Consider the following 21,996-nt stretch of genomic DNA (forward strand, 5'->3'; position numbering starts at 1 on the left):
ATCCCATACATGAACAAGCACATTAAAAAAGTAGCGGTAGTCGGTTCGGGTATTATGGGAAGCGGCATAGCCTGCCACTTCGCAAATATCGGAGTTGAAGTCTTACTCTTAGATATCGTTCCAAGAGAACTGAATGCTAAAGAAAAGGCGAAAGGACTTACTCTAGAAGACAAAGTAGTTCGTAATCGATTGGTCAATGACTCATTAAAGGCAGCTTTAAAATCAAAACCCTCTCCTATTTACAATCAAAAATTCGCAAATCGAATTTCTACAGGAAACTTGGAAGATGATATTTCTAAGATTTCTAAAGTAGATTGGATTATCGAAGTGGTAGTTGAGCGATTGGATATCAAAAAAATCGTTTTTGAGAATATAGAAAAGCACAGAACGCCTGGTACTTTGATTACGTCGAATACTTCTGGTATTCCGATTAAATTTATGAGCGAAGGAAGAAGCGATGATTTCCAGAAGCATTTCTGTGGAACACACTTCTTCAATCCTGCTCGTTACTTAAAGTTGTTCGAAATTATTCCTGGTCCGAAAACTTCTCCTGAAGTATTGGATTTCTTAAACGGATACGGGGAGAAATTCTTAGGAAAAACATCTGTTGTTGCCAAAGATACTCCCGCGTTTATCGGAAACCGTATCGGTATCTTTAGTATTCAAAGTCTCTTTCATGCTGTGAAGGACATGGGAATGACCGTTGAAGAAGTTGATAAACTAACAGGTCCGTTAATCGGGCGACCAAAATCTGCAACCTTTAGAACGGTTGATGTAGTTGGTCTAGATACTTTAGTTCATACTGCAAACGGAGTGCACGACAATTGTCCTGACGACGAGAAGCGCGATGTGTTCCAATTGCCAGATTTCATCAATACAATGATGGAAAACAAATGGTTGGGAAGTAAAACCGGACAAGGCTTTTACAAGAAAACAACAGGTGAAGGCGGAAAGAAAGAAATCTTGACTTTGGATTTAGATACGATGGAATATCGTTCTAAAAAAAGTGCCAAGTTCGCTACGCTGGAATTAACAAAGCCTATAGATAAGGTTGTAGATCGTTTTCCTGTATTAATTGACGGAAAAGATAAAGCAGGTGAATTCTTTAGAAAGAGTTTTGCAGCTTTGTTCGCCTATGTATCGCATCGTATTCCTGAAATTACAGATGATATTTATAAGATTGATGATGCCACAAAAGCCGGTTTCGGCTGGGAACACGGACCTTTCCAAATCTGGGATGCCATCGGTTTAGAAAAAGGCTTGGAAATCATGAAGGCTGAAGGTGAAGTTGCTGCCCCTTGGGTTGATGAGATGTTGGCTTCGGGTCAAAAATCTTTCTATGCGGTAAAGGATGGAGCAACGTATTGCTATGTTATTCCTAAGAAATCCGTAGAGAAAATTCCTGGACAAGATTCCTTTATCATTCTAGATAACATCCGCAAATCGAAAGAAGTATTTAAAAATGCTGGAGTTGTAGTTGAAGATTTAGGCGATGGTATTTTAAATGTGGAATTCCAGTCTAAAATGAACACCATTGGCGGTGATGTTTTAGCGGGATTAAACAAAGCCATTGATATGGCTGAAAAAGATTTCCAAGGTTTAGTTGTTGGTAATCAAGCAGCCAACTTCTCCGTTGGTGCAAACATCGGAATGATTTTCATGATGGCTGTTGAGCAAGAATATGATGAGTTGAACATGGCTATCAAGATGTTCCAAGATACCATGATGCGCATGCGTTATTCATCAATCCCAACAGTGGCCGCCCCGCACGGAATGTCCCTAGGTGGTGGTTGTGAAATATCACTGCATGCGGATAAGGTAGTTGCCGCGGCAGAAACTTATATGGGACTTGTTGAGTTCGGTGTTGGTGTGATTCCTGGTGGCGGTGGTTCCAAAGAAATGGCACTACGTGCTCAAGATACTTTCCTTAAAGGTGATGTTGAGTTAAATGTTCTTCAGGAATATTTCTTGACTATCGGAATGGCAAAAGTATCCACTTCAGCTTATGAAGCCTTCGATTTGGGATTGCTTCAGAAAGGAAAAGATATTGTTGTCGTTAATAAGGACAGACAAATTGCAACTGCAAAAGCACATGCAAAACTAATGGCAGAAGCGGGTTACACGCAACCTCCAATGCGAAAAGACATCAAAGTTTTAGGTAAGCAAGCTTTAGGAATGTTTGTCGTAGGAACTGATTCTATGGAAGCCAGTCACTATATCAGCGAGCACGATAAGAAAATCGCTAATAAACTAGCCTATGTAATGGCTGGTGGTGATTTATCGGAACCAACGCGCGTATCTGAGCAATATCTACTGGATATCGAACGTGAAGCTTTCCTTTCGTTATGTACCGAGAAAAAGTCATTGGAAAGAATTCAGCACATGCTTAAAACAGGTAAACCATTGCGCAATTAGACTTTAGATTTGAGATGTTAGATTTTAGACTATAAATATGCACGACTTTCAAAAATTGATTATTTGGCAAAAATCCATGAATATCACTGAAGATGTGTATCGTCTTTCAGCGGAATTTCCAAAGGAGGAAAAATATGGATTAACAAGCCAAATTAGAAGAAGTGCCGTTTCAGTTCCTTCAAACATTGCAGAAGGAGCTGGAAGAAATAGTGATAAAGAGTTTAGACAATTTTTGGGAATATCAAGTGGCTCATCCAATGAATTGCTTACCCAGTTACTATTATCCAGTAGACTAAATCTAGTTTCAGAAGAAAAAGTTTTACCCATTATCGACCAATTGGTTGAAGTGCAAAAAATAAATTATTCATTAATTAAAAAATTCTCAAAGTGAGAAGTCTAAAATCTCACTTCTAAAATCTAAAATCTAGTTATGAAAACTGCATATATAGTTAAAGGATATAGAACTGCTGTTGGAAAAGCGCCAAAAGGTGTTTTCCGTTTTAAGCGAACAGATGAATTGGCCGCGGAGACCATCGAACATATGATGAAGGAGCTGCCTAATTTCGATAAGAAACGTATTGACGACGTTATTGTCGGAAACGCGATGCCAGAAGGTGCTCAAGGTTTAAACATGGCGCGTTTAATTTCATTGATGGGATTGGACATTGTTGATGTACCAGGAGTAACCGTAAATCGTTTTTGTGCCTCAGGTTTGGAAACCATAGGTATTGCAGCTGCAAAAGTGCAAGCTGGAATGGCAGATTGTATCATCGCAGGTGGTGCAGAAAGCATGAGTGCTGTTCCCATGACAGGAAACAAACCAGAGTTGAATTACGATTTAGCAAAGCAAGGCCACGAAGACTATTATTGGGGAATGGGTAATACTGCCGAAGCAGTAGCAAACGAGTACAAAGTATCTCGTGAGGACCAAGATGAGTTTGCCTATAATTCACATATGAAAGCTTTGAAAGCGCAGGCAGAAGACCGTTTTCAAAGTCAAATCGCTCCCATTGAAGTGGAACAAACCTATTTGGATGCGAATGGCAAAAGAGCAGAAAATAAATATACGGTTACGAAAGATGAAGGTCCAAGAAAAGGAACTTCGGTTGAAGTTCTGAATAAACTAAGACCAGTATTCGCTGCTGGCGGAAGTGTTACCGCAGGTAACTCCTCTCAAATGAGTGACGGCGCGGCTTTTGTTTTGATTATGAGCGAAGAGATGGTGAAAGAATTGAATCTTGAGCCTATCGCACGTTTGGTGAATTATGCCGCTGCGGGTGTGCCACCCAGAATTATGGGTATCGGTCCGGTTGCTGCTATTCCGAAAGCCTTAAAACAAGCAGGTTTAAAACAAGACGACATTGAATTGATTGAATTAAACGAAGCTTTTGCATCACAGTCTTTGGCCGTAATGCGCGAGTTGAACTTGAATCAAGATATCGTTAATGTAAATGGCGGTGCAATTGCACTCGGACATCCATTAGGATGTACAGGCGCTAAATTGTCCGTACAGTTATTTGACGAAATGAGAAAAAGAGAGATGCAAGGAAAATACGGTATGGTTACCATGTGTGTGGGAACTGGACAAGGAGCCGCTGGTATTTTTGAGTTTTTGAATTAAAAAAGAGAAAAAAAATAGTTATGAGTACAGAAGTAGCAAGCAAAGAAATATTAAGAGGCGGTCAATTTCTTGTCAAAGAAACGAGCTGTGATGATGTTTTTACCTTAGAAGACCTTTCTGAGGAGCAAAAAATGATGCGTGATAGTACCAAAGAATTCGTGGACAGAGAGATTTGGGCACATTGGGAACGCTTTGAAGGCAAAGATTATGCATTCACTGCGGAGACCATGCGTAAAGCAGGTGAACTAGGACTTCTAGGTATTGCCGTACCAGAAGAATACGGAGGAATGGGAATGGGCTTTGTGTCTACCATGTTAGTATGTGATTATATTTCTGGAGCTACCGGCTCTTTTAGTACTTCTTTCGGAGCACACACAGGAATTGGTACAATGCCAATAACCCTTTACGGAAACGAAGAGCAAAAGAAAAAATACGTTCCTAAACTTGCCTCTGGTGAGTGGTTAGGTTCCTATTGCTTAACGGAACCTGGAGCAGGTTCTGATGCAAATTCTGGAAAAACAAAGGCTGTTTTATCGGATGACGGTAAATACTACAGTATTACTGGTCAGAAAATGTGGATTTCAAACGCAGGCTTCTGTAATCTTCTAATCGTTTTTGCTAGAATTGAAGATGATAAGAATATCACCGGATTCATTGTAGAGAATGACCCTGAGAACGGAATCACCATGGGCGATGAAGAGAAGAAATTAGGAATTCACTCTTCTTCTACACGTCAGGTTTTCTTTAATGAAACCAAAGTCCCTGTTGAAGACATGCTTTCTGAAAGAGGAAACGGATTCAAAATTGCAATGAACGCCTTGAACGTTGGTCGTATCAAACTAGCTGCTGCTTGTTTAGATGCGCAAAGAAGAGTAATTGGCGAAGCTGTAAATTATGCGAATGAGCGAATTCAGTTTAAAACTCCTATCATAAATTTTGGAGCAATTAAAGCAAAAATTGCTGAGATGGCTACAAACACCTATGTTGGAGAATCAGGAAGTTATAGAGCTGCTAAAAATATAGAAGATAGAATTTCAATTCGTGTAGCGGAAGGTAACTCGCATCAAGAAGCCGAATTGAAAGGTGTTGAAGAGTATGCCATTGAATGTTCGATATTGAAAGTAGCTGTCTCTGAACATGTACAGTTCACTTCCGATGAAGGTCTGCAAATTTATGGTGGTATGGGCTATAGCGCTGAAGCACCTATGGAATCTGCTTGGAGAGATTCGCGTATCGGTCGTATTTATGAAGGTACAAATGAAATCAATCGAATGCTAGCAGTTGGTATGTTGGTGAAGAAAGCCATGAAGGGTCATGTGGATTTATTAGGTCCCGCAACTGCAGTTGGTGAAGAATTGATGGGAATTCCATCTTTCGACGCTCCTGATTTTTCTGAGTTGTTTGCTGAGGAAAAAGACTTGGTAGCACGCTTGAAAAAAGTATTCTTGATGGTTGCCGGTTCTGCGGTTCAAAAATTTGGTCCGGAATTAGAAAAGCACCAGCAATTGATGATGGCCGCTTCGAACATTCTGATTGAAGTCTATATGGCGGAAAGTACCATCTTAAGAACAGAGAAAAACGCAAAACGTTTTGGTGAGGAATCACAAGCTACGCAAATAGCAATGGCTAAATTAAACTTGTACAATGCGGTTGATGTTATCCTTAAAAGTGGAAAAGAAGCCATTGTTTCTTTCGCAGAAGGTGACGAGCAGCGTATGATGCTTATGGGTCTTAAACGTTTTACAAAATATACCAATAACCCTAACGTAGTAGCTTTACGCACACAAATTGCCGATAAAGTAGCTGCGGATAACGGGTATACCTTTGACTAATTCAGATTGAAACTTTTGTTGAGACAGAAGTGAAAACCGCTCGCCTTATGGTGGGCGGTTTTTTTATAACTTGAAACCTACTGATACTGTAAATCTTTCCAAATTATTAGACTCTGCTGCGTCGGTATTTACACTGGCACCTAAAAAATACTTGCCGGTAACATAAATACTTTGGTTGAAACTATAACCTCCACCTATAAATGCTCCAAAATTTACTTTCGTTATATCTGTTAATGGAGTTATAAAAGATTGTGCTTCTTTAAATTCTGCATTTAAGTTGAAATCGAAAACAATTCCCCCTGCGATATGAATACTATTCTTTTCATTTAGGAACATATAGTGTCTACCTCCTAAATTAAAAATCAATTGATTCAAGTCTATAGACGCAATATCTTGGGAATTTAAAATTCCAACTGCACTATACTTCGCAAATTGTGCAGAAACAAAAGTTGACCACTTGCCGTTATTAAATGGGAAGATGGATTCTAATTCAACTCCTAGGGATGGGCTTATTTTACTTTCGAAAGCTGGTTCTATAGGAACAAAAATTGCATCAAAACCTGAGCCGACTATCCTTTGCAGCGTTGTGTTAAATTTATAACTCACTAATCCACCAAAAACAATTACTCTTAATTCCGCTTTTTGTTTTTCGCTTTTATTCAAAATGCTTTTTCCTTCAAATGCTCTTCTCGAGCAAATGTTATAACCAGTTAGGTAATCAATCAAGGAACTTTTGGTATAAAGAACTTCTTGAATTGACAAAGTATTGTTACAATTAAAAAATTTGAACAATTGTCTCCTAAAAATCGGGTTCTCAGCATTCTCGTTAGAAGGAGGCTTGGAATATTGTTTGTATTCCAAGGGTTCCATTTTACCTAAGCCTTTTGAAACAAAAAACACTAAATCATTATCCGCCCTGTACTCATATAATGATCCTTCTCCTTCAAGTATTTGTTTTACAAATCCTTTTTTGAAAACTTTTCTAGGATACTTCTCAATAGTTTTATTCTCAACAAACTGTTGAGTTACTGGCAAACTATCACTAAAGGCTAAATATAAAGGTCCATTGACTACTTGGAATTTTTGAATAAAATCAACACCAAGCTTTTGCTCATCAGCATTTAGATCAGACTTAAACTGGATCGTTTTGGGTGCTGACAACCATTTTAAGTTCTTAATATATCCTGAAATACTATCACCCCTTTTGTTAATTACATACCCTCGTTCAAATTTTGTTTGAGCAGTAAGAAAACAAGAAACAGAAAAAAATAATACTACAAATGAGACTTTGTAATTCATAAATCACAAGAATTAAATTATCAAATATAGTTTTAACGACTTTAGAAATAACTTGTTGCATTTGACTAGAAATTTGCTCTTTTCAATGAAAACAATAAGCAGCGCCAGAAAGTAGATAAAGGTGAGACTTGTATATTTCTGTTTTGAATCATTCAGTTTGAAACTTTTGTTGAGACAGAAGTGACAACCGTCCTCCGTTTGTTGGGCCCTTTTTTATATCCTTTTCACTGTAAACAGGGATTCCCCTTAACAAACATCATAGTATCTTCAAAGTATTATGAAACAACAACTAAAGGAAAAACGAAAGCCCTATATCTTTATATTAACGCTACTCTTTTTAGGTAGTCTTTTATACGCGGTTTATAATACTTTCGGGTCTTTTGAATTGAAAAAAGAAGCTGGAACACCCAAAGAAATTGTTCCTGAATATTTTGATTATGGTGTGATTACCAATAGTACTTATTGCAATGATTTTTTTAGATTTAGAGTGCCAGTTCAAGCTAAGCACAAAGGCAATTATAAAGTTTACGACTATATCGAAAAAAGTATTTACGAAAGAGATTCCGTTCTTGCCAAGCCAAAACTATCCTCCAAAGTAAAGAATCAGTCCCTACTCATAATTGAGCCTGAGTTGGTAAAAATTGATTGGATGCAAAACATTAAGGAAACCAAAAACCTTGATGCATGGAACGATTACCTTTCCAAAAAATCAAGAAGAGAACGTTTTGGAGCCGATTATCAAATGATTATTCAAACCCATAACCTTTCCGGAAAACCCTTGGGTTCCTATATCCGTTTATTCGAAAACCTACATCATCCGAATTATACAGAACCGAGAACTAAGGTAATTTCAAATGTAACATTCCAAGAGTACGTAGGTGTAGAAACTCAAACCACTTCAATGGAAAGCGTTACGTTTCGTCTTCTGGGAGGAGAAAATAGAAATATTTGCTCTTATATAACAGAAATCAATGGTTTTGCCCTATCTATTGATTTATTCTACAAAACCGAAGAGCAAAAGTGTATTCTTATGGGTATGATAGAAGAAATCACATTCCATTAAAATTTAAAAAGTGACGATGTCGATTCCTCCTAAAATCAATAACTTTATCCTATGGATAAATCGTTGCTTCAAAAGGCCTATTCTCCTCAAGATTTTAGAAAGCGAGGGCATATATTAATTGATCAACTCGCTGACCATTTGGATGCTCAAATTAACGAGGAGAGCACTGCAACATTAGACTGGCATATTCCTGAAGACGAGCGTGCATTCTGGAATGATTTTCTTGAAAATGGAGATGAAAACGAACTCTTCGCACAGATTCTAAAACGTACAACTTCAGTCCACAACCCCAAATGCATTGGACATCAGGTCACCCCCACTGCCCCTATTACGGCGCTTACTGCTATGATGAGCGGTTTTTTAAACAATGGAATGGCCATCTACGAAATGGGTATGGCTCCGTCCGCCATGGAGCGTATCATCACCGATTTAGTTTGCAAAAAAATAGGATACAATTCTGATTCAAGAGGTTTTCTAACCTCAGGTGGAACCTTAGCAAATTTGACGGCTATACTGTCCGCGAGAAAAGCAAAAGTCCAAAATGACATTTGGAACGAAGGACATGAACAGTCCTTAGGAATTATGGTCTCCGAAGAAGCGCATTATTGTGTGGATAGGGCTGCAAAGATTATGGGCTTGGGCGAGAAGGGAATTATCAAAATTCCGGCAACGGAGGACTTTAAAATGAACACTTCCACGCTAGAAAGCGAACTTGAAAAAGCAAGTGCTAATAACATAGAAGTTTTTGCGATAGTCGGAAGTGCTCCCTCAACTGCAACAGGCGTTTACGATGATTTAACAGCTATTGCGAACTTTGCCCAAAAACACGATTTATGGTTTCATGTAGACGGTGCCCATGGAGGCGCTGCAATCTTCTCTGAAAAATATAAATATACCGTAGCGGGAATTGACCAAGCAGATTCCGTGGCAATAGATGGACATAAAATGATGATGTTACCCACCATCACTACTGCCCTACTCTTTAAAGATGGGAATCATTCGCATGCCACTTTCAGTCAAAAAGCGGATTATCTTTTGGTACAATCCGATGATGAGGATTGGTATAACAAGGCCAAACGGACTTTTGAGTGCACCAAAACGATGATGAGCATTCATTGGTATACGATGCTAAAGACCTACGGAGAAGGTATTTTCGATGAATATGTTACCCAATTATACGATTTGGGAAAGGCCTTTGGAAATCTTGTTCAAAATGAACCCAACTTCGAATTGGCCATTGAACCGAATTCAAATATCATTTGTTTTCGATATGTTGATGCTAATTTAAATTTGAATACCTTAAATGACTTAAATGCAAACATCCGTCAGCAATTGCTGGAAGAAGGAGAATTTTATATTGTACAAACCAAATTGAGAGGAGTACATTATTTACGATGTACGGTGATGAATCCTTTTACTACTGAAGAACATTTTAGAGTTTTGCTAAAAAAAGTGAAAGAAAAACTAGAAGCTATTTTATCTCCAAACAATTAAGAACCTATGAAAAATATACTATTTCTTGTCCTATTACTCACATGCATTCAACTTTTTGCTCAGCCCGATACTGAGGTCCATTTAGTTGATATTGAGACCATTGATGGAAAAATACAACTATCAAACCCTAGAAATATTTCAAATAATCCGGGGTATGACAATCAGCCTTCCTTTTATGACCCAAACTCCATTTTGTTTGCCTCAACCAGAGATGGGCAAACTGATGTTTTAAAGTTCAATATTGCAGAAGGAAGCACATCAAAATGGCTTACCGACACTCCGACCGGCGGTGAATATTCACCGTTAAGAATTCCAGAGAAAAATTCGGTTTCTGCCATCCGCTTAGATATGGATGGCTTGCAACGCCTATATGAGTATAATCCTGAGGATGGTTCATCAAAGGTTATAATCGAAGGAGCAAAAATCGGCTACCACGTCTGGTATACTCCAGAGATATTGGTGGCAACACTATTGGTTGAAAACCGAATGAATTTAATTCTTTGCCATCTTGACGAAAATGGAAAGTATAGAACCATACAGAAAAATGTAGGGAGGTCACTGCAAAATATTCCTAATACGGAATTGGTAAGTTATATCAGTAAAGAAAATTCGGAAAGCTCAGAATTAAAATCTCTAGACCCAATAACTGGCGCGACTAAAAAAATACTAGATATTGGTAAAACTGAGGATGTTTGCTGGCTCCCAGATGGCACTTTGGTGGCAGGAATGGGTAATGCGCTTTATAAATTCCATCCAAAAAATGATGAAAACTGGAGTCTTCTGCAAAGCTTTCCAGATAAAAATATTACTAATATTAGCCGTCTTGCCGTGAATGTAGACGCCACAAGACTGGCTTTTGTAGCGGAACCCTCACCGGCAAACATCGTTCAAAAACAGGTTGATTCGTATAATGCCGGCGACCTCGACGCCTTTGTCAACTGTTACGCAGAAGATGTGCTTGTGAGTAATTTTCCAATGGATATTCGTTATAGGGGACATGAAAAAATGCGGGAGAATTATAGTAGTTTATCTCCTGAGAATAAAGTCTACGATGTGGAAGTAGTGAAGCGCATAACTATTGGTAATAAAGTAATTGACCAAGAAAAGGTAACCGGAAATGGAAAAATTCAGATGCAAGTCGCACTATATGAGGTTGAAAACGGAAAGATTTCAAGCATGAGGTTCATTTTTGATGATAGTACCGTTTCAAATCCTGAACCTATAGTTCAGACCCAAATGGACGCATATAATGCCCGAGACATTGATGCATTTTTAGAAACATACACTACGAATGTAGAAGTTTATAATTTTCCCCATGAAGCCCAATACACCGGAAAGGGAAAAATGAGAGAAGGCTATTCGAAATTTTTTGAGTCCACTCCAGACCTCAATTACATTGTCAAAAATCGAATTAGTATCGCCGACTATGTAATTGATGAAGAGTATATTACGGCAAATGGAGGTAATTTTAGCGCTGTAGCTATCTACAAGGTAGAAGACGGTAAGATTGCAAAAGTTACTTTTATACAGTAGGTGCTTTTGAAACCCAAAGCACATATTCTTCCGATAATCATTCTTTCACAGTTTGCCTGTACCTCTTTATGGTTTGCCGGCAACGCTATTGTAGACGAACTAACCATTAAGACAGGACTTGGCTCTGAAATCATTGGTTATGTCTTGTCCTCAGTACAATTTGGTTTTATCACAGGAACTTTAGTTTTTGCTGTCCTGATGATTGCAGATCGATTTTCTCCATCTCGAGTTTTTATGGTTTGCGCCTTGCTTGCTGCAGCTTGCAATTTGATTTTATTATCCGAAGAAATCTCAAAATGGACTTTACTCTCCGCGCGTTTTGGCACTGGTTTTTTCTTGGCAGGGATTTATCCCGTAGGAATGAAAATCGCAGCCGATTACTATGAGAAAGGATTAGGAAAAGCACTTGGGTTTTTAGTTGGGGCTTTAGTTTTCGGAACCGCACTACCCTACTTGGTTAGTGATACAGACTTTGGAAGCAATCCGGATGCAGTTGTAAAAACGGTATCGCTACTATCCGTTTTAGGGGGAGTTTTACTTTGGATGTTCGTCCCCAATGGTCCTTTCCGGAAACCGAGTACCAAACTACAGTTAAACGCTGGTTCCAAACTTTTCAAAATCTCAGGATATAGAAAAGCTGCTTTCGGATATTTCGGTCATATGTGGGAACTCTATGCCTTTTGGGCATTTACACCATTGGCAATTCAAACCTTTAATCTCCTGAATTCAGAAACACTTTCAATCCCCTTGTGGACGGGCATAATCATTTTCTTAGGGGGATTATCATGCAGTATTGGAGGACTTATCGCTCAAAAAACAGGAAGTCACAAAGTTGCCTCCAGAGCCCTTGCCTTGTCAGGATTATTATGTCTTCTTTCACCCCTACTTTTCCAAATACCAACCCCACTATTTTTATTGGGATGGTGCTTGTGGGGAATGGCCGTTACAGCAGATTCGCCTCAGTTTTCTAATTTGGTAGCAAGCTCAATTCCGACTGAATTAAAAGGAACTGGTTTGACATTGGTCAATTGTATCGGTTTTGCGATAAGCATTGTTAGTATTCAATTGCTGTCTTATCTATCAGAAAGTATCAATCCGAAACACTTGTTTTTAATCCTCGCAATAGGACCTTTACTTGGCTTAGTCAGTCTTGGAAGGAAATCTTCTTAGAAACCGTTTTAATGGTTAAACTCAAAGAATTACCGTATTTTAGAACGGACAAAATATGTATCATGAAAAAAATTCTTTTACTATCAATTTTACTGGTTTCGACCTATTCATTTTCTCAAACCGACCAACGTATTTATGACATTATCGATGCGATTTCCGCAGAGCGTATTGAAAAGGATGTCACTACCCTTGCGAACTTTGGCACCAGACACACTTTAAGTGATACGGTCTCGACCACACGCGGTATAGGCGCTGCAAGACGATGGATTAAAAGTGAATTCGATAAAATTTCATCAGATTGCAATAATTGCTTAGATGTTTCCTTCCAAAGAGACTTGGTGGAAAAGGGAAGAAATAATCGCATCGTCAATGATGTGTATATCGTAAATGTGGTAGCGGTTCAAAGGGGAACAAAATATCCAAATCGATACATTATTATGAGTGGGGATATTGATTCTCGCGTAAGTGACCCGACCAATTTTACAGATGATTCACCAGGCGCAAATGATAATGCCAGTGGAATGGCAGGAACCATTGAAGCAGCCAGAGTACTATCCAAATACAAATTTGAAAGCAGCATCATTTATTTGGGACTTTCTGGGGAGGAGCAAGGTTTATTCGGTGGACAAGGATTGGTAAAACAAATGAAAGCAAACGGTTGGGAAATCACCGGAATTTTTAATAATGACATGATAGGAAACATCACAGGTGTAGATGGCGTTATTAGCAATCGCGATTTTAGAATTTTCTCAGAACCGGTTCCCGCCACAGAAACAGAAAAACAAAGAAGAGCAAGACGTTTTTATGGTGGAGAAGTTGATGGCGTTTCGCGTCAACTCGCCCGTTACGTGCATAAAACAACCAAAACCTATATGCCCGAAATGAACCCCATGATGATTTATCGTTTGGATAGATTTGGTCGTGGTGGTCACCACCGTCCGTTTAATGATGCAGGCTACGCAGGTATTCGTATTATGGAGGCTCACGAAAACTATACCCAACAACACCAGGATATTCGCACCGAAAACGGAATCAATTACGGCGATGTTTTGGAGCATGTAAACTTTGATTACGCGAAAAAGTTGACTGCTGTTAATGCAATAAATATGGCATCACTAGCTTGGGCTCCAGCCGCTCCAGCAAAAGTTGAAATCGGAGGAATAGTCGAACCATCAGCTAAGTTTAAATGGAGCAAAGTAGATGGCGCTGTAGGGTATAAAATCTATTGGAGAGATACCACTTCGCCAACTTGGGACAATAGCCGATTTGTTGGTGATGTATCTGAATACGCCTTAGATGGAATCGTTATTGATAATTTCTTTTTCGGAGTTTCAGCTGTGGGGAAAGATGGATTTGAAAGTCCTGTAGTTTTTCCAAATGCTGTTTTTCGATGAAAAACAAATACCAACTCTTAAAGTCCAAATTCCAAAATCCTATATTGGAATTTGGTGCTTGCTATTTGGAATTTTAAATTTTTGACTTACTTGAAATTATTATCATGAAGAACACATTATTAATTCTATTACTAACATTTACCACTACAATATTCAGTCAAAAATTTACGGAACAAGACACCCTGCGGGGAAGCATCACTCCCGAACGTGCTTGGTGGGATTTGAACTATTATCATCTCGATATCGAGGTAAAACCTGATGAGAAATATATTTCGGGAAGCAATACCATTCGTTACAAGGTTTTAGAGAAACAAGATGTCTTACAAGTTGATTTGCAACCACCGTTGAAAATTAAAAAAGTTACACAAGACGGAAAAGAGTTGGAAGTCAAGTCTAATGGAAATGCACATTTCATCCATCTAAAAAAAGAGCAAAGAAAAGGAGACTTCAATGAGGTCATAGTTCATTATTCAGGGAAACCAAAAGAAGCTGTTCGTGCCCCTTGGGACGGCGGTTTTTCATGGAAGAAAGATAGCAATGGGAAACATTTTGTGGCAACCTCTTGTCAAGGTTTAGGTGCAAGTGTCTGGTGGCCCAACAAGGACCACATGTACGACGAAGTAGACAGCATGGCTATAAGTGTGAAAGTCCCGAAAGGTTTAATGAATGTTTCAAACGGTAGGTTGCGAAAAGTTGATGAAGCCACAAATACCTACCACTGGTTCGTGAAAAACCCTATAAATAATTACGGGGTTAATGTCAATATAGGCGATTATGTGTATTTCGGGGAAAAATTTGAAGGTGAAAAAGGAACCTTAGATATGGATTATTATGTGCTCCGTGATGATTTGGAAAAAGCAAAAGAACAGTTCAAAGATGCGCCTAAGATGATGAAAGCTTTTGAGCACTGGTTTGGACCTTATCCTTTTTATGAGGATAGCTTTAAGTTAGTTCAAGTGCCTTATTTAGGAATGGAACACCAAAGTTCAGTGACTTATGGAAACCAATGGCAACAAGGCTATTTAGGTCGAGACTTATCTAGCACCGGTTGGGGATTAAAATTTGATTTTATCATCATACATGAAGCGGGTCATGAATGGTTCGCCAATAACATCACTTATAAAGATGCTGCAGATATGTGGGTACATGAAGGGTTTACCTCCTATTCTGAAAACATCTTCTTGGACTATCATTATGGAAAAGAGGCTGCTGAAGATTATGTAATTGGACTACGCCAAAACATCGTTAATGATAAACCTGTTATTGGTCCTTACGGAGTCAATCAAGAAGGTAGCAAGGACATGTATTACAAGGGTTCAAACCTGTTACATACCATCCGTCAATTGATAAACGATGATGAAAAATGGCGGCAAATCCTTCGGGGATTAAATAAAGATTTCTACCATCAAACGGTGACAACACAAGAAATTGAAAACTATATTTCGGAGAAAGCAGGAATGGATTTTTCCAAGGTCTTTGACCAATACTTACGGACCGCTGATATTCCCGTTTTGGAATACGAATTGAGTGAGAATGTTTTAAAATATAGATATACAAATGTTATCGATGGTTTTGATATGCCATTACAGGTATTTTTAGGAGACCAAGCACATGCTCTTATTCCAAGTACGGAATGGAATACAAATAAAATAGAAGGATTACCAGAATTTAAGGTAGACCGTAACTATTACGTAAATAGCAAAAAGTTAAATTAATTCTCTAATATTTTTTCTATTTCATAAATCGTTGTAGCACCTAACAATGAAGGACTTCCAAAAGTATATTGATGAAATCAGTCCCCTTGAAAAGAAAACTTTTGCAGTGCTTCAAGAATGCTTTAGACCTGAACAACTTTATAAAAATGACTTTTTTGTAAAAGAAGGTGAACGCGCGCATCAAATCGGATTTCTTAAAAAGGGTATTTTACGAGCCTATTTTCTAAATCCTGAAGGTAAAGAGTATAATAAACAATTCTTTATTGGTCCCGCGATAATTGGGGCGTACTCCTCCCTACTAACCAAGGAACCAAATAAAATAGCCCAGCAAGCCTTATCCGATAGCGAAATTCTTGTGGCTGATTTTCAAGAGTTGGAAAAACTCTATGATAAATTTCATGACTTGGAAAGATTGGGAAGAAAGATTGCCGAGTTTTATTTCTTAGAGAAGGAGCAAAAGGAAATTGAAATGGCTCTGCTAGATGCCGATAAACGGTACTTGAATATGAGAGAACGTTTTCCAACAATAGAATCTATTGTTCCACAATATCATATAGCTTCTTATTTAGGTATATCTCCAACCCAATTAAGTAGGATTAGAAGAAAGTTGAGTACTTCCTAATTTTCTTTACATATGTAAATGTGAGCATAAAAGGAAATCTTGAAATTTGGAATCTATTTAAATTGATTTCAAATACAACATCAAATGCATCATATTTTAAGATATGCTATAATTGCAGTTTACTCTATTTTTTTGGGAAGCCAGATTACCGAGGGATGTTTATTAGTTCCGTATTGGAAAACCTTATCTGCTATGAAATTTTACGAGTACTATTCCATTTTTGGCTTGAAGATTGGAAGATTTTACACAATCCTAACAGTTATTTCGGTTGTGTTAACCACGTTTATTAGTGTTTATTGTTTTTTGAAAAAGTCTCGAGCACTAAATTATTCTCTTTTATCCATGTTTTTTAGTTTTTTGGTTATTGCTCTATTCTACGCTTATTTTAAAGATGCAAATCAACTGTTCTACGATGCAAATTTAAGTGCTACACAACTCCAATCTGAATTAGTAACCTGGGAATATCTGCATTGGACCAGAGTATTATTCGAATTCTTATCTTTAAGCTTCTTAAGCATAACTTTTAATAATTTAAATAGCAATAGCACTAATTCACATATTCACAAAACAGTTTAAAAATTATTGAACAATGAAATATCTCTATATAATTTTCATCGCAACTTTAAGTCTTACAACCAATGGTCAAGGTATTTTAGGGCAATGGGAAACCTATGACGATGAAACCAACCAGAAGAAAGCACTAATAGAAATCTATCAAACCAATGATAAATACTTCGCTAAAATTGTGGAGAGCTATGTTAAAGGTACAAGTGGTATCTGCGAAAAGTGTGAGGGAGCGAAAAAAGACCAACCCATAAGCGGATTGGTTATTATAGAAGACTTGCAAAAGGACGATGATGAATTTAATGGAGGTACTATTCTAGACCCCGAAAATGGAAAAACCTACAAGTGCTATTTACAGCTTGAAGAAACCAATAAATTGAAAGTAAGAGGGTATTTAGGGTTTTCACTTCTTGGGCGTACGCAATATTGGCGTAGAAAAGAGTAAATTTTTAAAACCCACCCCTAGGCCCTCCAAGGAGGGGAAATAAAAGGTTACTTTAAATACTCCAAAACGTTATTCTCAATACGCTCTTGAATATTAGAGATATCAGCTTTTATAAAGGTTTCTCCAGTAATATTCTCATACAATTCAATATAACGTTCCGAAACGGTCTCGATATATTCATCGGACATATGAGGCACAGTCTGACCTTCTAATCCCTGAAAATTATTTGAGATAAGCCATTGTCTAACAAACTCTTTCGAAAGTTGTTTTTGAGCTTCTCCCCTATCTTGGCGCTCTTGATAGCCATCCGTATAGAAATAACGGGAAGAGTCTGGCGTGTGAATTTCATCTATTAGAACAATCTTACCTTCTTTAGTTTTTCCAAACTCGTATTTGGTGTCTACCAAAATCAATCCGCGTTCTGCGGCGATTTCTTTCCCACGTTGGAACAAGGCTTTGGTATACTTTTCTAGAACTTCATAATCTTCAGCGGATACAATACCTCTTTTTAAAATATCTTCTTTAGAAATATCTTCATCGTGGTCTCCCTGCTCTGCTTTGGTTGCGGGAGTAATAATAGGTTCAGGAAATTTGTCATTCTCCTGCATTCCGTCTGGCATCGGCACACCACATAACATTCGTCTTCCCGCCTTATACTCACGTGCGGCATGTCCGGACATATAACCGCGGATTACCATTTCCACCATAAAGGGTTCACAAGCAGCTCCTACCGCCACATTTGGGTCCGGAGTAGCACTTAACCAGTTTGGTACAATATCTTCTGTAGCCGCCATCATTTTGGTTGCTATCTGATTCAAAATCTGACCTTTGTACGGAATCCCTTTAGGCATAACCACATCAAAAGCTGAAAGCCTGTCTGTAGCTATCATCACGAGGACATCATCTTCTAAAGCATATACTTCTCTGACCTTTCCTTTGTAGACACTTTTTTGATTTGGGAAATTAAAATTGGTATCGATAATCGTATTACTCATGTACTTAATTTTGATGCTCTATGCTTTTATAGGCCGAAATAACTTTTTTGACTAGTTTATGACGGATAACGTCTTTGTCATCCAAATGAATCACTGAAATACCTTCTACATTTTGCAATACGAGAATGGCTTCCTTTAAACCTGAGGTTACTCTTCGTGGTAAATCTATTTGTCCCGGGTCACCAGTGATTAAGAACTTGGCATTCTTTCCCATCCGTGTTAAGAACATTTTCATTTGAGCATGAGTGGTATTCTGTGCTTCATCCAAAATAACAAAAGCATTGTCTAAAGTACGCCCTCTCATAAATGCCATAGGTGCAATTTGAATGGTTCCGTTTTCGATATAATGGGTTAGCTTTTCCGGAGAAATCATATCCCGTAAGGCATCGTATAAAGGCTGCATATACGGGTCTAGCTTTTCCTTTAAATCCCCAGGTAGAAATCCTAAATTTTCACCCGCCTCTACTGCAGGTCTAGTTAAGATAATTCGTTTTACCTGTTTCTCTTTCAGTGCTTTAACTGCCAAAGCAACTCCCGTATACGTTTTGCCAGTTCCCGCAGGACCAATGGCAAAAACCATATCGTTTTTCTTAGAGGCATCGACCAATTTCCGCTGGTTGGCCGTTTGTGCTTTTATTAACCTACCAGCAACACCATGCACCAAAGTTTCTCCCGCTTTTTCAGAGGATTTATTATCGTCAGAATCATTTGCAGTAAGCACTCGTTCTATAGCATTTTCATCAAGTTTATTGTACTTAATGTAGTAATTCGCTAGCATCTCAAAACGCTTGTCAAACTCCTCAAGCAACTCTTCATCGCCATAGGCTTTTATTTTACTACCGCGGGCGACAATCTTAAGTTTTGGGAAATATTTCTTTATTAAATTGATATTCTCGTTCCCTTGTCCAAAAAATTCTCTGGGACTGATATCGGTAAGTTCTAGTATAAGTTCGTTCAAAAAGTGAGGTGTTTGCGTTATGCCTTGAAATATAATTTCGCTAGGCTGTTTTTTTGATTAATTTTACAATACGAACTAATTCGTACTGCCCGTATTCGCTAAAAAATTGCTCTTTTACGCCCATTTTTCCTCTTTTTATCCTTCCGTAGCCCAGCTATGCAAATCTAAAAAGACTTCAAATGGTCAAAAAATATCTAATTTTCGCTTGAATACAAACACCACAAATTAGTTCGATAAAAGTAATCAAATTATACCTTTTATTAACCAAAAACATATCAACATTGCTGCATGGCAATCATCACCCTCACTACTGATTTCGGACTTAAAGACCACTTTGTAGGCGCCCTAAAAGGCAGTATCTACAAAGAACTGCCCGACGCCAAAATTGTTGATATTTCGCATGGTATTAGTCCGTTCAACATTCAAGAATGCGCTTATATTTTAGAGAACTCGTATAAAAGCTTTCCTGATGGTACTATTCATATTATCGGAGTAGATTCAGAACCCACTCAGGAAAACCAGCATATCGCGGTATTTCTTGATGGCCATTATTTTATCACATCCAATAATGGCGTAATTGGTTTGCTGACTTCGGAAATCAATCCAGAGAAAGTTGTGGAGATTAATATTCCCAATCCACTTCATGGTTCTTTCCCGGTAATGGATGTTTTTATTCAAGTCGCCTGTCATATTGCCCGTGGTGGGACCTTAGAGGTTGTGGGTAAAGCCTTTGACCAACTAAAAGACCTTACTGGATTTCAGCCCATTGTAACCGATAGCGGAAACAAAATCATTGGGAGTGTGATTTATATCGATAATTACGGCAATGTGGTTACCAATATTCGAAAGAAGTTCTTTGACGCTTACCGCAAAGGCAGGGACTTCGAGCTGAATGCACGAACTACCAAAATCAAACAGATTCATAACAAATACAGCGATATTATCAATTTTAGCCTTGAAAAAGAAAAACGCAAAGGAGCTGGTGATTTGTTGGCACTTTTTAACTCTTCGGAATATATCGAGCTTGCTATCTATAAAAGTGATTTGAATACTGTGGGAGGAGCCTCTTCCCTACTCGGACTCGACTACAGAGATACCATAACCATCAACTTCCTATAAATGTTTGTTCGCATTGTAAAAATGAAGTTTGAAAAGGAAAATATTCCTTTGTTTAAAGCTGTTTTTGAGGAGAGCAAGGAAACCATTCGAAGTTCTGAGGGATGCACTTTTCTCGAGCTATATCAGGACAAAAAAGACGAAACCATATTTTTCACCTATAGCTATTGGGAAGAAGAAGCGAATCTGGATGCGTATAGAAATTCAGACTTCTTCAAATCCGTTTGGGCTCGTACCAAAGTTCTATTTTCTGCTAAGCCAGAAGCTTGGAGTGTAAACAAGATTGAAAGTTTGCCTTGAGGACTTTCTACGAAGGGAATAATCCACAGTTATAAACATTTCAGTTTTGAAATAAAACCTCGTTTCTATTGCGATTCATTGTCTTGACAAATATTCTCATTGGAAATCCTAGTATTTCAAAGCATTACCTTCTATTTACATATTAAGATTCCGTATTTTTAAGTTTTCGAAATGAGCCCAGAAGTGTTAATAAGTTTGTTTCGATAAAAACCCGAATTCAAATATCTTTGTTTGCCTAGGAGACGTAGTAAATTGCATCTCTTTTGTATCAAAAAAACGAACTCAACTAAAGAAAGCGCACATGAAATTTATAGTATCCAGCACTTATTTACTGAAACAACTACAAGTTTTGGGCGGTGTTATCAATAATAGTAACACATTGCCTATTTTGGATAATTTCTTGTTCGATTTAAAGCAAAACAAATTGACTGTTTCCGCGTCGGATTTAGAAACTACGATGAGTTCTGTTCTGAACGTAGATTCTGATAATGAAGGAGTTATCGCAGTTCCTGCACGTTTGTTATTGGAAACATTAAAGACTTTTCCTGAGCAACCTTTGACTTTTGTTGTTGAGGATAATAATACGGTTGAAATAAGTTCTAACCATGGTAAATATGCTTTGGCCTATGCGGATGGAGCAGAATTCCCAAAAGCTGTGGAATTGGCAAACCCGAGTTCAACAACCATTTTAGGGGATATTCTTGCTACGGCTATAAACAAGACGATTTTTGCCGCTGGCAACGATGATTTACGCCCTGTAATGAGCGGTGTGTTCTTCCAGTTTTCTCCAGAAAACTTGACTTTCGTTGCAACTGATGCCCATAAATTGGTAAAGTACCAACGCGAAGATGTTTCTGCATCTCAGGTTGCTGAGTTTATTATGCCCAAGAAACCTTTAAATCTTTTGAAAGGTATTTTAGCGGGAAGCGAATCAGATGTAGTAATCGAATACAATGATAGTAATGCCAAATTCAGTTTTGATGATACGGAATTGATTTGTCGTTTGATTGATGGGAAATATCCGAACTATGAAGCGGTAATTCCGAAGGAAAATCCAAATATGCTTACGATTTCAAGAAACCAGTTTTTGAGTTCTGTACGCAGGGTTTCTATTTTCTCTAATAAAACCACGCATCAAATCCGTTTGAAGATTGCCGGGGCGGAATTAAATATATCTGCAGAAGATATCGATTACAGCAACAAAGCGGAAGAACGTCTGACTTGCGCCTATCAAGGTGACGATATGCAAATCGGATTCAACTCACGCTTCTTAACTGAAATGTTGAACAACCTCACTTCCGATGAAGTTTCGTTAGAAATGAGTTTGCCAAATAGAGCGGGAATCTTAACGCCCTCAGATGGTTTAGACGAAGGCGAACATGTAACTATGCTAGTGATGCCAGTGATGCTGAATAGCTAGAAACACTTTAAAATATAGAAAAACCCTGAAGCAAATGCTT

18 protein-coding genes are annotated in these 21,996 nt (G+C 38.1%); 15 read left to right on the forward strand and 3 right to left on the reverse strand.

What is annotated here, in order from left to right; all coding sequences use genetic code 11:
* Positions 1–9: 9 nt before the first annotated feature.
* The 4 genes from ACKWCD_RS04845 to ACKWCD_RS04860 are packed head-to-tail and all read left to right on the forward strand — an operon-like array spanning position 10 to position 5,868.
* The gene (locus tag ACKWCD_RS04845; protein WP_413982806.1) at positions 10–2,415 is read left to right on the forward strand and encodes a 3-hydroxyacyl-CoA dehydrogenase/enoyl-CoA hydratase family protein; all 2,406 of its coding nucleotides are present in this window, start codon (positions 10–12) and stop codon (positions 2,413–2,415) included.
* A 37-nt stretch (positions 2,416–2,452) separates the two neighbouring features.
* Positions 2,453–2,806, forward strand: a complete 354-nt coding sequence (locus tag ACKWCD_RS04850; RefSeq protein WP_413982807.1) for a four helix bundle protein — start codon at positions 2,453–2,455, stop codon at positions 2,804–2,806.
* Positions 2,807–2,845: 39 nt separating this feature from the next.
* Positions 2,846–4,036 carry an acetyl-CoA C-acyltransferase gene (locus ACKWCD_RS04855; RefSeq protein ID WP_413982808.1) on the forward strand — a complete coding sequence of 397 codons (1,191 nt, stop codon included), beginning with the start codon at positions 2,846–2,848 and terminating at the stop codon, positions 4,034–4,036.
* Positions 4,037–4,056: 20 nt separating this feature from the next.
* The gene (locus ACKWCD_RS04860) at positions 4,057–5,868 is read left to right on the forward strand and encodes an acyl-CoA dehydrogenase family protein (RefSeq protein WP_413982809.1); all 1,812 of its coding nucleotides are present in this window, start codon (positions 4,057–4,059) and stop codon (positions 5,866–5,868) included.
* A gap of 63 nt (positions 5,869–5,931) precedes the next feature.
* Here ACKWCD_RS04860 and ACKWCD_RS04865 read toward each other — a convergent pair whose 3' ends face one another.
* Positions 5,932–7,167: a hypothetical protein gene (locus ACKWCD_RS04865; RefSeq protein WP_413982810.1), complete on the reverse strand. Its 1,236-nt coding sequence runs from the start codon at positions 7,165–7,167 to the stop codon at positions 5,932–5,934.
* A gap of 277 nt (positions 7,168–7,444) precedes the next feature.
* Between ACKWCD_RS04865 and ACKWCD_RS04870 the strand changes: the two genes are divergently transcribed.
* The 8 genes from ACKWCD_RS04870 to ACKWCD_RS04905 all read left to right on the forward strand — a co-directional run bounded on the left by ACKWCD_RS04870 (position 7,445) and on the right by ACKWCD_RS04905 (position 17,167).
* Positions 7,445–8,230, forward strand: coding sequence for a hypothetical protein (locus ACKWCD_RS04870; protein ID WP_413982811.1), 786 nt, complete (start codon positions 7,445–7,447; stop codon positions 8,228–8,230).
* Between the two features lie 51 nt (positions 8,231–8,281).
* On the forward strand, positions 8,282–9,724 hold the full coding sequence (locus ACKWCD_RS04875; RefSeq protein ID WP_413982812.1) for a pyridoxal phosphate-dependent decarboxylase family protein: 1,443 nt from the start codon (positions 8,282–8,284) through the stop codon (positions 9,722–9,724).
* A gap of 6 nt (positions 9,725–9,730) precedes the next feature.
* Positions 9,731–11,257, forward strand: a complete 1,527-nt coding sequence (locus tag ACKWCD_RS04880; RefSeq protein WP_413982813.1) for a nuclear transport factor 2 family protein — start codon at positions 9,731–9,733, stop codon at positions 11,255–11,257.
* A 6-nt stretch (positions 11,258–11,263) separates the two neighbouring features.
* Entirely contained in the window at positions 11,264–12,427 is a 1,164-nt protein-coding gene (locus ACKWCD_RS04885) for an MFS transporter (protein ID WP_413982814.1), read from the forward strand.
* Between the two features lie 62 nt (positions 12,428–12,489).
* Positions 12,490–13,821, forward strand: a complete 1,332-nt coding sequence (locus ACKWCD_RS04890; RefSeq protein WP_413982815.1) for a M28 family peptidase — start codon at positions 12,490–12,492, stop codon at positions 13,819–13,821.
* A 104-nt stretch (positions 13,822–13,925) separates the two neighbouring features.
* On the forward strand, positions 13,926–15,536 hold the full coding sequence (locus tag ACKWCD_RS04895) for a M1 family metallopeptidase (protein WP_413982816.1): 1,611 nt from the start codon (positions 13,926–13,928) through the stop codon (positions 15,534–15,536).
* Between the two features lie 46 nt (positions 15,537–15,582).
* Complete coding sequence (locus tag ACKWCD_RS04900; RefSeq protein WP_413982817.1) at positions 15,583–16,158, forward strand: Crp/Fnr family transcriptional regulator; 576 nt, start codon at positions 15,583–15,585, stop codon at positions 16,156–16,158.
* A gap of 589 nt (positions 16,159–16,747) precedes the next feature.
* Complete coding sequence (locus ACKWCD_RS04905) at positions 16,748–17,167, forward strand: DUF2147 domain-containing protein (protein ID WP_413982818.1); 420 nt, start codon at positions 16,748–16,750, stop codon at positions 17,165–17,167.
* A gap of 47 nt (positions 17,168–17,214) precedes the next feature.
* On the opposite strand, the gene ACKWCD_RS04910 is transcribed toward ACKWCD_RS04905, so the two are convergent.
* Positions 17,215–18,162 (reverse strand): phosphoribosylaminoimidazolesuccinocarboxamide synthase, encoded by a 948-nt coding sequence (locus tag ACKWCD_RS04910; protein WP_413982819.1) that lies wholly within the window; start codon positions 18,160–18,162, stop codon positions 17,215–17,217.
* Between the two features lie 4 nt (positions 18,163–18,166).
* On the reverse strand, positions 18,167–19,120 hold the full coding sequence (locus tag ACKWCD_RS04915) for a PhoH family protein (protein ID WP_413982820.1): 954 nt from the start codon (positions 19,118–19,120) through the stop codon (positions 18,167–18,169).
* A gap of 288 nt (positions 19,121–19,408) precedes the next feature.
* Here ACKWCD_RS04915 and ACKWCD_RS04920 point away from each other — a divergent pair, with 288 nt between their 5' ends.
* The 3 genes from ACKWCD_RS04920 to dnaN all read left to right on the forward strand — a co-directional run bounded on the left by ACKWCD_RS04920 (position 19,409) and on the right by dnaN (position 21,956).
* Positions 19,409–20,239, forward strand: a complete 831-nt coding sequence (locus ACKWCD_RS04920) for an SAM hydrolase/SAM-dependent halogenase family protein (protein ID WP_413982821.1) — start codon at positions 19,409–19,411, stop codon at positions 20,237–20,239.
* The gene (locus ACKWCD_RS04925) at positions 20,240–20,536 is read left to right on the forward strand and encodes a putative quinol monooxygenase (RefSeq protein ID WP_413982822.1); all 297 of its coding nucleotides are present in this window, start codon (positions 20,240–20,242) and stop codon (positions 20,534–20,536) included.
* 301 nt (positions 20,537–20,837) lie between these two features.
* Positions 20,838–21,956: a DNA polymerase III subunit beta gene (gene dnaN / locus ACKWCD_RS04930; RefSeq protein WP_413982823.1), complete on the forward strand. Its 1,119-nt coding sequence runs from the start codon at positions 20,838–20,840 to the stop codon at positions 21,954–21,956.
* The last annotated feature ends 40 nt before the right edge of the window (positions 21,957–21,996 follow it).

Origin of the sequence: Maribacter taeanensis, assembly GCF_047345145.1 — a bacterium.
Lineage (GTDB): Bacteria > Bacteroidota > Bacteroidia > Flavobacteriales > Flavobacteriaceae > Maribacter_C.